At 70.4% G+C, this 12,993-nt stretch carries 12 protein-coding genes; 6 read left to right on the forward strand and 6 right to left on the reverse strand.

Annotated elements, in window-relative coordinates; translation table 11 throughout:
• Window positions 1–154: 154 nt before the first annotated feature.
• Genes ABT085_RS34780 through ABT085_RS34795 form a run of 4 tightly spaced genes read left to right on the forward strand, consistent with a single transcriptional unit; the run spans window position 155 to window position 4,654 of the window.
• Window positions 155–1,417: a sugar ABC transporter substrate-binding protein gene (locus ABT085_RS34780; RefSeq protein WP_351617261.1), complete on the forward strand. Its 1,263-nt coding sequence runs from the start codon at window positions 155–157 to the stop codon at window positions 1,415–1,417.
• A gap of 9 nt (window positions 1,418–1,426) precedes the next feature.
• Complete coding sequence (locus tag ABT085_RS34785; protein ID WP_351617264.1) at window positions 1,427–2,380, forward strand: carbohydrate ABC transporter permease; 954 nt, start codon at window positions 1,427–1,429, stop codon at window positions 2,378–2,380.
• A 5-nt stretch (window positions 2,381–2,385) separates the two neighbouring features.
• Window positions 2,386–3,234: a carbohydrate ABC transporter permease gene (locus tag ABT085_RS34790; RefSeq protein ID WP_351617267.1), complete on the forward strand. Its 849-nt coding sequence runs from the start codon at window positions 2,386–2,388 to the stop codon at window positions 3,232–3,234.
• Between the two features lie 40 nt (window positions 3,235–3,274).
• The gene (locus ABT085_RS34795; protein WP_351617269.1) at window positions 3,275–4,654 is read left to right on the forward strand and encodes a GH1 family beta-glucosidase; all 1,380 of its coding nucleotides are present in this window, start codon (window positions 3,275–3,277) and stop codon (window positions 4,652–4,654) included.
• 91 nt (window positions 4,655–4,745) lie between these two features.
• Here the strand turns inward: ABT085_RS34795 and ABT085_RS34800 are convergent, their stop codons facing one another.
• A complete protein-coding gene (locus ABT085_RS34800) occupies window positions 4,746–5,987 on the reverse strand; it encodes an ROK family protein (RefSeq protein ID WP_351617271.1) in 1,242 nt (413 codons plus the stop codon).
• 532 nt (window positions 5,988–6,519) lie between these two features.
• Here ABT085_RS34800 and ABT085_RS34805 point away from each other — a divergent pair.
• Window positions 6,520–8,442, forward strand: coding sequence for an N-acetylmuramoyl-L-alanine amidase (locus ABT085_RS34805; RefSeq protein WP_351617274.1), 1,923 nt, complete (start codon window positions 6,520–6,522; stop codon window positions 8,440–8,442).
• 92 nt (window positions 8,443–8,534) lie between these two features.
• On the opposite strand, the gene ABT085_RS34810 is transcribed toward ABT085_RS34805, so the two are convergent.
• From ABT085_RS34810 to ABT085_RS34830, 5 genes are all read right to left on the reverse strand, one after another.
• On the reverse strand, window positions 8,535–8,897 hold the full coding sequence (locus ABT085_RS34810; RefSeq protein ID WP_351617281.1) for an ArsR/SmtB family transcription factor: 363 nt from the start codon (window positions 8,895–8,897) through the stop codon (window positions 8,535–8,537).
• Window positions 8,898–9,070: 173 nt separating this feature from the next.
• Entirely contained in the window at window positions 9,071–9,445 is a 375-nt protein-coding gene (locus ABT085_RS34815) for a roadblock/LC7 domain-containing protein (protein ID WP_351617283.1), read from the reverse strand.
• A 157-nt stretch (window positions 9,446–9,602) separates the two neighbouring features.
• Entirely contained in the window at window positions 9,603–10,190 is a 588-nt protein-coding gene (locus tag ABT085_RS34820; protein WP_351617286.1) for a GNAT family N-acetyltransferase, read from the reverse strand.
• Between the two features lie 97 nt (window positions 10,191–10,287).
• On the reverse strand, window positions 10,288–11,334 hold the full coding sequence (locus ABT085_RS34825) for a sensor histidine kinase (RefSeq protein WP_351617295.1): 1,047 nt from the start codon (window positions 11,332–11,334) through the stop codon (window positions 10,288–10,290).
• Window positions 11,335–11,426: 92 nt separating this feature from the next.
• Window positions 11,427–12,092 carry a response regulator gene (locus ABT085_RS34830; RefSeq protein WP_351617289.1) on the reverse strand — a complete coding sequence of 222 codons (666 nt, stop codon included), beginning with the start codon at window positions 12,090–12,092 and terminating at the stop codon, window positions 11,427–11,429.
• A 386-nt stretch (window positions 12,093–12,478) separates the two neighbouring features.
• Between ABT085_RS34830 and ABT085_RS34835 the strand changes: the two genes are divergently transcribed.
• The gene (locus ABT085_RS34835) at window positions 12,479–12,973 is read left to right on the forward strand and encodes a peptidylprolyl isomerase (RefSeq protein ID WP_351617292.1); all 495 of its coding nucleotides are present in this window, start codon (window positions 12,479–12,481) and stop codon (window positions 12,971–12,973) included.
• Window positions 12,974–12,993 lie beyond the last annotated feature (20 nt).

The raw sequence follows: 12,993 nt of genomic DNA on the forward strand, positions 1-12,993 counted from the left end.
ATCCTCGTCGCTTTTCCGATGTGTGTGCCAGGCCGCTGGGTCGCGGGTCCGCCGGAACCGCGTCCAGGGCCCCGGGCCCGCCCCTCGCTCCTCTCACTCCGCCGGACACGGGCGTCCGCCGGAGCCGGCACCCCTCCCACGCAAGGGCACCACCGTGACAGCACACCTCTCGAACGGGGCACGTCCCGGACGCCGGCGGATCAGCCGGCGCGTCCTCGTCCCGCTCACCGTCGCCTCCGCGCTCGTCGGCACCGTCGCGCTGGCCGGCTGCGGCCAGTCCCGCGACCCCGACGTGTACACCGTCCTGAACTCCTCGACGGACGACTCGTACCACAGCTGGGACGCGGCCACCCTCGAACGCTGTGGCAAGCAGCTCGGCGTCACCATCGAGCAGCAGTCCGTCCCGGCCAACCAGGTCATGACCAAGTCGCTGCGGATGGCGTCCTCGAAGTCGCTGCCGGACATCATCCAGTTCGACGGCTCCGAGATGCCGACCTTCGCCGAGACCGGCGGCCTGCTGGACCTCAGGAAGCTGGGCGTCGACACCACCGACGTACCCCAGGGCATCATCGACTACGGCTCCTACAAGGGCACGTACTACGGCGCCGCGCGCACGGTGAACACCCTGGCGCTCTTCTACAACAAGGACATCCTCGACAAGGCCGGTCTCCCGGTACCCACCACATGGGCCGAGATGCGCGAGACGGCCAGGAAGCTCACCCAGGGCCACCAGTACGGCGTCGCCCTGAGCGCGGGCGGCTCGGAGGACGGCGTCTACCAGTTCACCCCGTTCATGTGGTCCAACGGCGGCGACGAGACCGCCCTCGACAGCCGCAACGTCGTCGAGGCGCTGGACTACTGGAAGTCGCTGATCTCCGACGGCTCGCTGTCCAAGTCGACGATCAACTGGACCCAGGCCGACGTCAACGACCAGTTCATGGCCGGCAACGCCGCCATGATGATCAACGGGCCGTGGCAGGTCGAGACCCTCAACACCAAGAAGAACCTGCACTGGGGCATCGCGCAGATCCCCGTCCCCGAGACCGGGGACGACTCCGTGGGCCCGCTGGGCGGCGGTGAACTGACCATCCCGGACATCGGCGACCCCGTACGCGAGAAGACGTCCGCGAAGATCGTCAACTGTATGACCAGCGAGCGGGAGGAAGTCACCTACGCGCTCAACAGCTGGATGATCCCGGCCAACCAGAAGGCCGCCGCCACCTGGCGCCAGAAGGTCCCCTCGCTCAGCTCGCTGGCCGACCAGGTCGCGGTGGCACGCTCGCGCACCGCCAAGGCCGGCTCCGGCTGGACGTCGATCTCCCTGGCCCTGCAGAGCGCCTTCCAGTCGGCGCTGACCGGCCAGTCCAGTGAGTCGGCCCTGAAGCACGCGCAGTCGCGCGTCGAGAGCGGAAAGTGAGGTAACCACATGTCCGTCACCGCTGTTGCTCCCGCCGCCACGGCCGAAGACATCACGAAGGCCGCCGCCGCTCCCGACCCGGCCCGCGCCCGCCGGCGCCGCACCCTCGCGCAGTGGGGCTTCGTCGCCCCGGCCGTGCTGTTCATGCTGCTGTTCTTCGGCTACCCGCTCGTCCGCAACGTCGTGATGAGCTTCCAGCACTACACGCCGTCGACGTTCTTCACCGGCAAGGCCCCCTTCAACGGCCTGGACAACTGGCGCAACGTCTTCGGCGACGACCTGTTCGGCAAGGCCCTGTGGCAGACGATCGTCTTCACGATCGGCTCGCTGGTCGGCCAGTTCTGCATCGGTCTGGGGCTGGCGGTGTTCTTCAACCGCAGGTTCCCGCTCAACGGAGTGCTGCGCGCGCTGATCCTGCTGCCGTGGCTGGTGCCCATGGTCGTCTCCGGCATCGTCTGGCGGCGCATCCTGGACCAGGACACCGGTGTGCTGAACTCGTTCCTCGGCCTGTTCGGCATCGGCCACACCCCGTGGCTGACCAGCACACACATGGCGCTGCTCGCCGTGATCCTGGTGAACGTCTGGATCGGCATCCCGTTCAACATGGTGATCCTCTACGGCGGTCTCCAGGAGGTCCCGCGCGAGGTCTACGAGGCCGCCGCCCTCGACGGCGCCTCCGGCTGGCGCACCTTCCGCTCGGTCACGCTGCCGCTGCTGAAGCCCGTCATCACGGTCGTGCTCGTCCTGGGCTTCATGTCCACGGTCAAGATCCTCGACCTGGTGCTGGCGCTCACCGACGGCGGCCCCGCCGACTCCACCCAGACCCTGGGCACGCTGACGTACCAGAACTCCTTCGTCCAGCTGGACTTCGGGGCCGGTGCCGTCGTCGGCAACATCCTGATCCTGATCTCCGCCGTGTTCGCGGTGTTCTACCTGCGGGCCAACCGCAACGAGGGGAAGTGACCGGCATGGCGACCACCACTCCCGCCGCCCCGGCCCCGGCCGTCAACAGGCCGAAGCGCCGCTGGGGTACGACGGCCGTCGGCATCCTCGTCCTGGCCGTGATGCTGTTCCCGCTGTACTGGATGATCAACACCGCGTTGCAGCCCGAGTCCGGACTGCTGGAGGTGGACCCGGTCCCGCACGGTCTGGACCTGTCCGGGTTCTCCTCGGCCGTGACCGAGCAGGGCGGCCATCTGCTGACCTCCCTCGCGGTGGCGCTCGGCGCCGTCGTGATCTGCCTGGCGTTCTCCGCGCCGGCCGCGTACGGCCTCGCGCAGTTCAACCTGCGCGGCGCCAGGACGGTGGTGTTCGGCACCCTGATCACCCAGATGGTGCCCGGCATCGTCATCGCCAACGCGATGTACAGCGCCTATGTGGACCTCGGCCTGGTCAACTCCTACTTCGGCCTGATGCTTGCCGACGCCTCGCTGGGCATCCCGTTCGCGATCGTGCTGATGCGCTCCTTCATGGTGGCCATCCCGCGCGAGGTCATCGAGGCGGCCGAGGTCGACGGAGCCGGCCGGCTGCGCACCTTCGTCCAGGTCGTGCTGCCGATGAGCCGCAACTCGCTGATCACCGCGGGGCTGTTCTCCTTCCTGTACGCGTGGAGCGACTTCATGTTCGCACTCACCCTGAACACCACCGACCACGTCAAGCCGGTCACCCTGGGCATCTATCAGTACATCGGCGCGCACGTCGGCGACTGGGGTTCGGTCATGGCCGCCTCCGTGCTCTCCGCGATCCCCGCCGCGATCCTGCTCGTGCTCGCCCAGAAGTACATCGCCGCCGGCATCACCGGCGGTTCCGTCAAGTGACCACCGCACACCCCGCACACGTCGAAAGGGACATCGACTGATGAGTGGCTTCCCCGGATTCCCGTCCGGTTTCGTGTTCGGCGCCGCCACCGCCTCCTACCAGATCGAGGGAGCCGCGCGGGAGGACGGCCGCGGTCCCTCCATCTGGGACACCTACAGCCACACCCCCGGTCTGGTCGTGAACGGTGACACCGGTGACGTGGCCTGCGACCACTACCACCGTTACCCCGAGGACGTGGCGCTGCTGCGCGAGCTGGGCGTGGACTCGTACCGGTTCTCGATCGCCTGGCCGCGGATCGTGCCCGAAGGCAGCGGCCAGGTGAACCCCAAGGGCCTGGACTTCTACTCCCGGTTGGTGGACGAACTCCTGGAAGCCGGCATCGAACCGGCCGCCACCCTGTACCACTGGGACCTGCCGCAGGCGCTGGAGGACCGGGGCGGCTGGCGGGTGCGCGAGACGGCCGAGCGGTTCGCCGAGTACACGGCCGTGGTCGCCGAGCACCTGGGCGACCGCGTGCCGCGCTGGATCACCCTCAACGAGCCGTGGTGCAGCGCCTTCCTCGGCTACTCCATCGGCCGGCACGCACCGGGCGCCAAGGAGGGCACTCCCGCGTTGGCCGCCGTGCACCATCTGCTGGTCGGCCACGGTCTCGCGGTGCAGGCGCTGCGGTCGGCCGGGGTGCGCGAGGTCGGGATCACCCTCAACCTCGACCGCAACCTGCCCGCCACCGACTCGGCCGCCGACCTCGCGGCCGTGGTCCGCGCGGACACCCAGCACAACCTGGTGTGGACCGAGCCGATCCTGGCCGGCCGCTACGCGGCGACCGAGGAGGAGACCTTCGGAGAGCTGATCACCGCAGCGGACTTCCGCCAGGACGGCGACCTGGAGCTGATCTCGCAGCCGCTGGACTTCCTCGGCATCAACTACTACCGGCCGATCGTGGTCGCCGACGCCCCGCTGCGCGAGACCGACCCGGGCAAGCGGGTGGCGACGGACAACCGGTACGAGGAGGTCTCGATGCCGGACGTCCGGAAGACCGCGATGGGCTGGGCGGTCGCGCCGGACACCTTCACGGATCTGCTGGTGGCGCTGAAGCAGCAGTACGGCGACGCGCTGCCGCCGATCCACATCACCGAGAACGGTTCCGCCGAGCACGACACGGTGAGCGAGGACGGCGCGGTGCACGACACCGACCGGGTCGACTACCTGCGCGACCACCTGACCGCGCTGCGCGCCGCGATCGACGCCGGTGTCGACGTACAGGGCTATTACGTGTGGTCGCTGCTGGACAACTTCGAGTGGGCCTTCGGCTACGACAAGCGGTTCGGGATCGTCCGGGTCGACTACGACACCCAGGTGCGCACCCCGAAGGACAGCTACCACTGGTACCGGTCGCTGATCGCCGCCCGGCGCGGCTGACGGGACACGGCCCGGCGGGGGTGACGGCACAGCTGCCGTTGCCCCTGCCGGGCCGCGGTCGTGGCCGCCTTCGGCCGACGCGAGGGCGTGCTCAGCCGTCGTTGCGGTCGGCGAAGGCCGCCGGGTCGGCGAGCACCTCCTGCACGATCACCCCGGCCGCGCCCCTGGCCGCGTCGCCCAGCGGGGAGGCGGCCCGCAACCGGCCGCTGTCCTTGGCCCACAGCCCCGAGATCACCCGCAGAGCCAGCTCCCGCTCCACCGCGGGCGCCAGCCAGCGGATGAGCGCCCGGTAGAACCCGCCGAGCATCACCGCGTCCGGGTCGAAGAGATTGACCGCTCCGGAGACCACGCAGCCCAGCTGCCGTCCGGCGCGTTCGACGGCGGCGAGAGCGTCCGGGTCACCGCGGCGCACCCGCCGCTGGAGTTCGGCGACGCCCAGCACCCCGGCCGTGGTCTCGATGCCGGCGGCGGCCAGCAGCGCTGCCTGCCCGGCGTACTGCTCCAGACAGCCGTGGGCTCCGCACGGACACAGCGGGCCGTCGGGATCGACCACCATGTGCCCGATCTCCCCGGCGAAACCGTGCGCCCCGCGCAGCAGCTCGCCGCCGACGACCAGCGCTCCGCCGATACCGATCTCACCGGTCAGATACAGGAAGCTGCGCACGCCCTCGGTACCGGCGCCGTACCAGAGCTCGGCCAGGGCCGCGGCGTTGGCTTCGTTGTCGGAACTGACCGGCAGCGGGCGGCGGGCAGGAACGAGGGCGGACAGCGACTGGGCGAACAGCCCCTCGACGGCGACCCTGGTCCAGCCGAGGTTGGGGGCCTGCCGGACGGTGCCGCCGGTGACCAGGCCCGGTACCACGACATGGGCGCCGGCCGGCGTCAGATCCTGCTCGGCGGCCGACGCCAGGGCACGCGCGGCCAGCTGGGCGGCGCGCGCGAGCACCTCCGAGGGCGCCACCCCGCGGTTGTCGACGTGCTCGACCAGCCGGACCCGGTCGGTGCCGGCGAGGTCCACCACGCAGACGGCGACATAGTCGACGTTGATCTCCACCCCGAGCCCGGCCGGGCCGGTGCGCGCCACCTTCAGCACGGTGCCGGGGCGTCCCGCCTGGCCGCTGCTGGTCTTGCCCCATTCGGTCAGGAAGCCGTTCTCCAGCAACTGCTCGACCAGGGAGGACACCGCGGCCCGGGTCAGCCCGACGCGGGTGGCGACGGCGGCCCGGGTGGCGTCGCCCGCGTCGTGCACGGCCCGCAGCACCAGGCTGAGGTTGTGCCGGCGGACGGTCGCCTTGTCGGCCTTCGGCCCCAGGGGGATCGGAGTGTTGTTCATCGTGCTGTCGAGGGTATCCATCCGCGCAGGTGACACGATGTGCACCTGCGTCGAACGGGCCTTTCCGGCGGCCGGGGCGCAACGGGCCGGGCGGCACCCGGGGCCGGGTCGGGCGGGGTGGTGAGGGCCGGGTCCGGGTCTGCGTCCGGGTCCGCGTCCGGCGGGGCGGTCGGGCACCCGCCGGGCCCGGCATCCGCGCGGTGGCGTCGAGGAGCCGGTCCCGTGCCGCATACCGGACGAACCGCCGCCCGCTGCCGTGTGTTCATGCCAACTCGGCGTAAAGGCAACTCAGTTGAGGCGCAATCGGTGATCATCTTGAGGGACACTGTGAGCTGGCGCCGCGAAGAACCAGGCCCCTGGGCCGAGTTCGGGCGGATGTCGGTCGCATTCCGCTGCCGACGGGCGGCAGGGCATCTCGCGTGATGGCTCGGCACGCCTGCGCAGCGGACTGGGCCATGACCACCGGCACCGCGGGAGAGCTGGTGCCTGTTCGGCTGAGAATCGGGGATCGTTGATGACCACAGAGGCAAGAATGCGGCGACGCGCCGGCGCCCGGCGCCGTCCGCTCGTGCTGGCTGCGGCCGTGCTGGCCGTGGCCGGCACCGTCGCAGTACCGGCGGCGGCGCAGGCGACGGGGGAGAAGACCTCGAACGCGGCAGTACGGCAGGGAGACTTCGCGGCCGCGGCGGCCGAGTTCGGTGTGCCGGAACGGGTCCTGCTGGCCGTTGCCTACCAGGAGTCGGCGTGGGACGCACACGCCGGCGGCCACAGCGCGGACGGCGGGTACGGTCCGATGCACCTGACGGACGTGACGGCAGCGATGCTGGCCGGCGGGGACGCGGGTGCGGCCGGCCGGGCGGACCTCACGACGATGGCCGCGGATCCGGCGCTGCACACACTGAGGGCGGCGGCACGGCTGACCGGGCTCCCGGAGCAGCGACTGCGCACCGACGCGGCGGCGAACATCCGTGGCGGCGCCGCGCTGCTGGCGTCGTACCAGAAGGCGGCCGGCGGGCAGGCCTCGGCCGATCCCGATCACTGGTACGCGGCCGTGGCGCGGTACAGCCAGTCGACCCGGCAGCAGGGAGCGAGGGCGTTCGCCGACCGTGTCTTCGCCACCCTCAAGCACGGCGTCGCACGCACCGCCGCGGACGGCCGGCGCGTGACGCTGGCGGCCGACCCGCAGGTCAGCCCGGCGACGGGTCAGCTGTCCCGGCTGAACCTGACGGCGGCGGCGACGGCCGACACCGAATGCCCCAGCACGGTGGACTGCACCTTCGTGGCGGCCGCGGCGGCCAACGGCCAGGTCTCCAACCGGCCCGCCAACGGGATCAGGATCGACTCGATCGTCATCCACGACACCGAGTCCTCCTACGCGTCGGCCATCAGCACCTTCCAGACCCCCGGCGGAAGCGCCGCGCACTATGTGATGCGGTCCTCGGACGGTGCGGTGACGCAGATGGTCCCCACGAAGGACCTCGCCTTCCACGCGGGCAACTACTCCACGAACATGCACTCCATCGGCATCGAGCACGAGGGGTACGCCGCGCACGGCGCGACCTGGTACACCGAGGCGCAGTACGAGGCGACCGCGGACCTGGTGAAGTACCTGGCGGAACGGTTCGGCATCCCGCTGGACCGGCAGCACATCATCGGCCACGACAACATCGTCGGCCCCACGTCGGCAACCGTGTCCGGCATGCACTGGGACCCGGGCCCGTCCTGGGACTGGGAGCACTTCATGTCCCTGGTCGGCGCCCCGATCACCGGCGAGCACGGAGTCGGCGACGTCGGCTCGGTGGTGACCATCGCCCCCGGCTTCGCCGACAACCAGCAGCAGGTCCAGATCTGCCCCGCCGACGACCCGACCGGCGCCACCACCACGTGCACGTACGTGGAGCAGCCGTCCAACTCCCTCTATCTGCGCACCGGGCCCAGTGACACGGCTCCGCTCTTCGGCGACCAGGCGATCCACCCCGGCGGCGCGGCCGGCACCGACCGGATCAACGACTGGGGCAGCACCGCCCAGGCCGGTCAGCAGTTCGTCGTCGCGGGCCAGGACGGCGACTGGACCGCGATCTGGTACAGCGGCAGCAAGGTCTGGTTCCACAACCCGGGCGGGGTGAACACCGTCCCCGCCGTCGGCGTGACCGTCGTCAGGAGCGGCCAGGCCCCGACCGACCCGCCGGTGAAGGTCTACGGCTCCAGCTACCCCGACGCCGCCGAGTACCCGGCGGGTCTGTCACCCTCCACCCAGGCCCCGCTGAGCATGTACACCATCCCGGCCGGCCAGGCCTACGTCGCCACCGCGCCCGCCGCTCGCACCGACGACTACTTCAAGTCCAGCGGCACCGTCGTGCTGGGCGGCAAGTCCATGTACACCATCCAGTACAACCACCGCACCGCCCTGGTGTACGCGGGCGACGTCACCGCCGAGGCCGTACCTTCCGAGTGAACTGTCCGACATGAAGCGGTAGTTCGACCGGCCGTCGCTGCCCGAGCTGTGTAGGGCGGCGGCGGCCGGATCGTCTCGGGGGCCGCAGCCCCTCAGCGGGCCGAGGGCGCGGACGATTCGCTCGGCTGCCCGGTGTCGCGCAGTTCGGCGAGGAGCGCGCTCTGGCCCGCGAGGAGTTCCGTCAGGATGCGGCGCGCGGCGCGCAGCAGGTCCGCGACGTCACCGCCGGCGAGTGCGTAACTGACCGTGGAGCCCTCGCGGATGGACACGACGATGCCGGAGCGGCGCAGTACGCCCAGCTGTTGGGACAGGTTGGAGGGCTCGATGTCGATGTCGGCCAGCAGGTCACGGACCGGGACCGGACCGTTCTGGAGCAGTTCGAGTACGCGGATGCGCACGGGGTGCCCGAGCATGCGGAAGAACTCTGCCTTTGCTTGGTAGAGGGGCACCTGCACGGGCGTCGCTCCTGCTCGGAAGGGGGGTCTGGCCGGGTGCGGCGAGCTGCCGCACCCGGTCCGCTGCATGCATCCTTCCCGGCCGCGACCACGTGATCACGACAGTTCGTCGAATGCGTAATTCGCGACTTGAAGAACTTTTCAAGTCTAGGTCAAATGAAAGTCCGGAAGGCTCAGACCTCGAGATTGCTCTCGGTGCGTTTGAGCTGATGACGGGCCATGGCCAGATTCGCCCGGCTCTTGTCGAGGACGAGGTAGATGAACAGGCCGTTGCCGCCGCGTCCCATCACCGGGCGGATCAGGTGGTACTGGGTGTCGAGGGTGATCAGAAGGTCCTCGATACGACTCTGGATCCCGAGTTCGTCCATGGTGCGCACCTTGGCCCGGATCACGTCCGTGTTGCCGGCCGCCGCCACGTTCAGGTCCAAGTCCTTGCCCCCGCCGAGGGAGCCGAGTGCCATACCGCTGGAGTAGTCGACGACGGCGGCACCCAGCGAGCCCTCGACCTCCGTCATCAGGGTCTTGAGGGACACTTCCACATTGGTCACAGGATCTCCTCTTCGAGGTACGGAGCAGGGGTTGCTCTCGCGGGGAACCCTAGGAAAGTCCCGGCGCCCGATTGCCGGACACATCAAGACCGCCAGCAATTGATCCACTGATGACTCTTCATTTCTGTCTTCTGAAGAGATTTGTCGGGGAACTTTGTTACGGGGTTTCCTCCCCGACTGGCCGGTCCGCGCGGCCGACGGCCTCCACGCTCACGTGGGCCGCATCCCCGCCGTCCCGTACCGCCTTCTCGAGGAGCGTGAACGACTTGGGCGCGCCACCCGGTTGCGGCTTGCCCTCCTTGCGTCCGACGACCCGGTAGCCGGCGTCGAGGTAGTACGCGGTCAGACGTTCGTTGCCGGCCAGGCAGTCCAGGCGTGCCAGCGGCCGCCCCGCCTCGGCCACGCGGCGCTCCGCAACGCGCAGAAGACGGCGCCCGGTTCCGGGCGGGACGGCGGCGTGGTCCACCATCAGCCGGTGCACATAGCCGGCGGTCGGCGGCCGGGGTCCCCAGGCGTCCTCGTCCTCCCACCACAGCTCCCAGGCCCCGACCACCCGGTCGGCAGCCTCCGCGAGCCAGATCTCCGCGCTCTCCAGGATGCGGCGGAAATGATCCCCGCCCAGCTCGCCGGGGCGCCACTGGCCCGTGACGCCTCGGGCCAGCATCCAGCGGGCGGCGTCGTCGCGCAGCCGTACGAGATCGGCGATGTCGGCGTCGTCGGCGAGCCGGAAGCGGAGATCATTCATGCCGCGATGCTCGCACAGGCGTACGCCCTGTCCTCGGCCGGTCGCGGGAGGGGCGGTCGGTCCTTCGGGTCTTGCGCGGTCGGGTGTGCCGGACGGGTCAGGGTGTGTGGTCGAAGGGGATGTCCAGGCGGAGTTCGTATCCGCCGGCTGTCGTGGGCGCCGAGGTGATGGTGCCGCCGAGGAGTTCGGCGCGTTGCCGCAGGCCGACCAGGCCGTGGTGGGCGCTGGGCAGGGGGAGGGCGGGCCGGGTGGCGGGGGTGTTGGTGATGGTCGCGTGGAGACGGCCGTCCTGGTGGTGGATACGGATCGTGGCGCTCGCGCCGGGGGCGTGTTTGCGTACGTTGGTCAGCGCCTCCTGCACGGTGCGGTAGACACCGCGCTGGACGGGCGGGGGGAGATCGCCGGGCAGGTCGGTGCTCAGCTCGGCCTCGATACCACTGCTGTCGACGAGCCGCTCCAGGTCCGCGAGGGAGGGCTGCGGGGTCAGCTCGGTGGGGCGGCTGCCCGAGGCGCGCAGCACGCTGACCATGTGCCGCAGCTCCTCCAGCGTCTGCACGCTCAGCCGCCGGATCGTGACCGCCGCCTCCCTGGCCTCGGCGTCCCGGCTGCCGACCTGGAGCGCTCCGGCCTGCACGGCGATCAGGCTGACCTGGTGGGCCACCACGTCGTGCATCTCGCGGGCGAGCTGGGCGCGCTCCTTCGCCAGCACGCTCTGCGTGATCAGCAGCCGTTCGTGTTCACGTGCCTCGGATATCTCCGCGAGCCGCAGCGTCAGTTCGCGCCGGGCCTGCACGAGCTGGCCGAGGAAGACGGGCGCGACGGCGGTCGCCAGGGTGTAGCTGAGATGGATCAGGCTGTAGGTGTCGGAGAGTTCGTCGATCGACACCGACGGCCATGGCCACGGGACGAAGTCGGCGACGGCGAACACCGTGGCGCACACGGCGAGCAGGAGACGGTGCCGGTTCAGGGAGGAGAGCGTGTAGAGCGCGATGAGCGCGGCGAGCGCCGCGTCGGTGACCGTGGCGGTCGGCAGCGTCAGCACGAAGGTGGTCAGCGGCAGGCGACGGCGCAGCGGCAGGCAGAGGGCGCCGAGCAGTCCGCAGGCCAGGGAGGCCCGGTCGTCGGGGTCGACGTTGGCCCACATGTCCAGCAGGGAGACCGCCACCAGGACGGTGTCCACCAGCACGGCCTGCAACGGGGCGGGCCACGGCGGGCCGGACGTACGGCGGGGCGGCGTCAAGAGCCCACCCCGTCCTGCGGCAGCCTGAGCAGACCCGCCCGCTCCGCGAACAGCACGGCCTGGACCCGGCTGCCCACCTCCAACTTGGTGAAGATGGTGCTGACATAACCCTTCACGGTGCCCGCGCTGAGATGCATCCGCTCGCCGATGTCGATGTTGGCGAGCCCGTCGGCCATGAGGACCAGTACGGCACGTTCACGCTCGGTCAGCCGGGCGACGGCCCGCGTGGCAGGGCCCTGCGGGTCCGCGTCGAGATAGCCGGCCACCACCTTCCGGGTGACCTGCGACGAAAGTACGGTGCCGCCCTCGGCCAAGGTGCGGATGAGGTGCGGGAGTTGCTCCGGATCGGTGTCTTTGAGCAGGAAGCCCGACGCGCCCGAGCGCAGGGCTGTCGCCACGTACTCGTCGGCGTCGAACGTGGTCAGCATCGCCACCACCGGAGCCCCCTGCAGCCGTCGTAGGTCGGCCAGGACGGTCAGTCCGTCCACGTCCGGCATCCGTATGTCCAGCAGGACGACCTCGGGCCGGAGCTCCCGCACCGTGTGCACGGCCCGGCCGCCGGGCACCGCCGCGACGACCTCGATGTCGTCCGCCGTGTCGAGGATGCGCCGGAATCCCGTACGGATCAGCGCCTCGTCGTCAACCACCACTACCCGGATCACCTGATGTCCCGTCCCTCGTCGGGCCGTCTTTCACTGCGTAGTTACCATGCGCGCAGCCGTCCGTGGGGTTGCCGGGCGCATTCGCCAGGGAGCGCACGGGAGCGTGTCGTCGCCGTGCCGGTCGCCCGGTCCATCACGCGGTGCGTCACCCGTTCCGTCACGCGTGTGGAGCAAAGGAAGCGACCCGCATTGCACGCTCGCCGTACGAGGCCGTCGCCACCCTGCGGCTCTCCCGGCGGGCCGGGCTCCCCGTGACAGCACGGTGTCCGGGCCTCCCCGCGCCCGCCGAACCGCACCCCCGGCCGGTGCCGCCCGGCGGGTGGTCCGGGACGCCACCGGAACCCCGCCTGCCTTCGGTCCCCGCCGGAAGTGACAGGATGGGACTCATGAGCAACGTTTACTTTGACATCACCATCGACGGCGCCCCCGCCGGCCGTATCGTCTTCAGCCTCTTCGACGAAGTGGTCCCGAAGACCGCTCGCAACTTCCGCGAGCTGGCCACCGGCCAGAACGGCTACGGCTACGCGGGCTCCGGCTTCCACCGCGTCATCCCGCAGTTCATGCTCCAGGGCGGTGACTTCACCAACCACAACGGCACCGGTGGCAAGAGCATCTACGGCGAGAAGTTCGCGGACGAGAACTTCGACCTGAAGCACGACCGCCCGTACCTGCTGTCGATGGCGAACGCCGGCCGTAACACCAACGGCTCGCAGTTCTTCATCACCACCGTCGTCACCCCGTGGCTGGACGGCAAGCACGTCGTCTTCGGCGAGGTCGTGGAGGGCTCGGACCTCGTCGACCGGATCGAGTCCCTGGGTTCGCAGTCCGGTACCCCGAAGGCGAAGGTCGAGATCGCGGCCTCCGGCGTCGTCGGCGCCTGATCCCTGCCCGGCCGAACGGC

This window comes from Streptomyces sp. NPDC002265, from assembly GCF_040296125.1.
GTDB lineage: Bacteria > Actinomycetota > Actinomycetes > Streptomycetales > Streptomycetaceae > Streptomyces.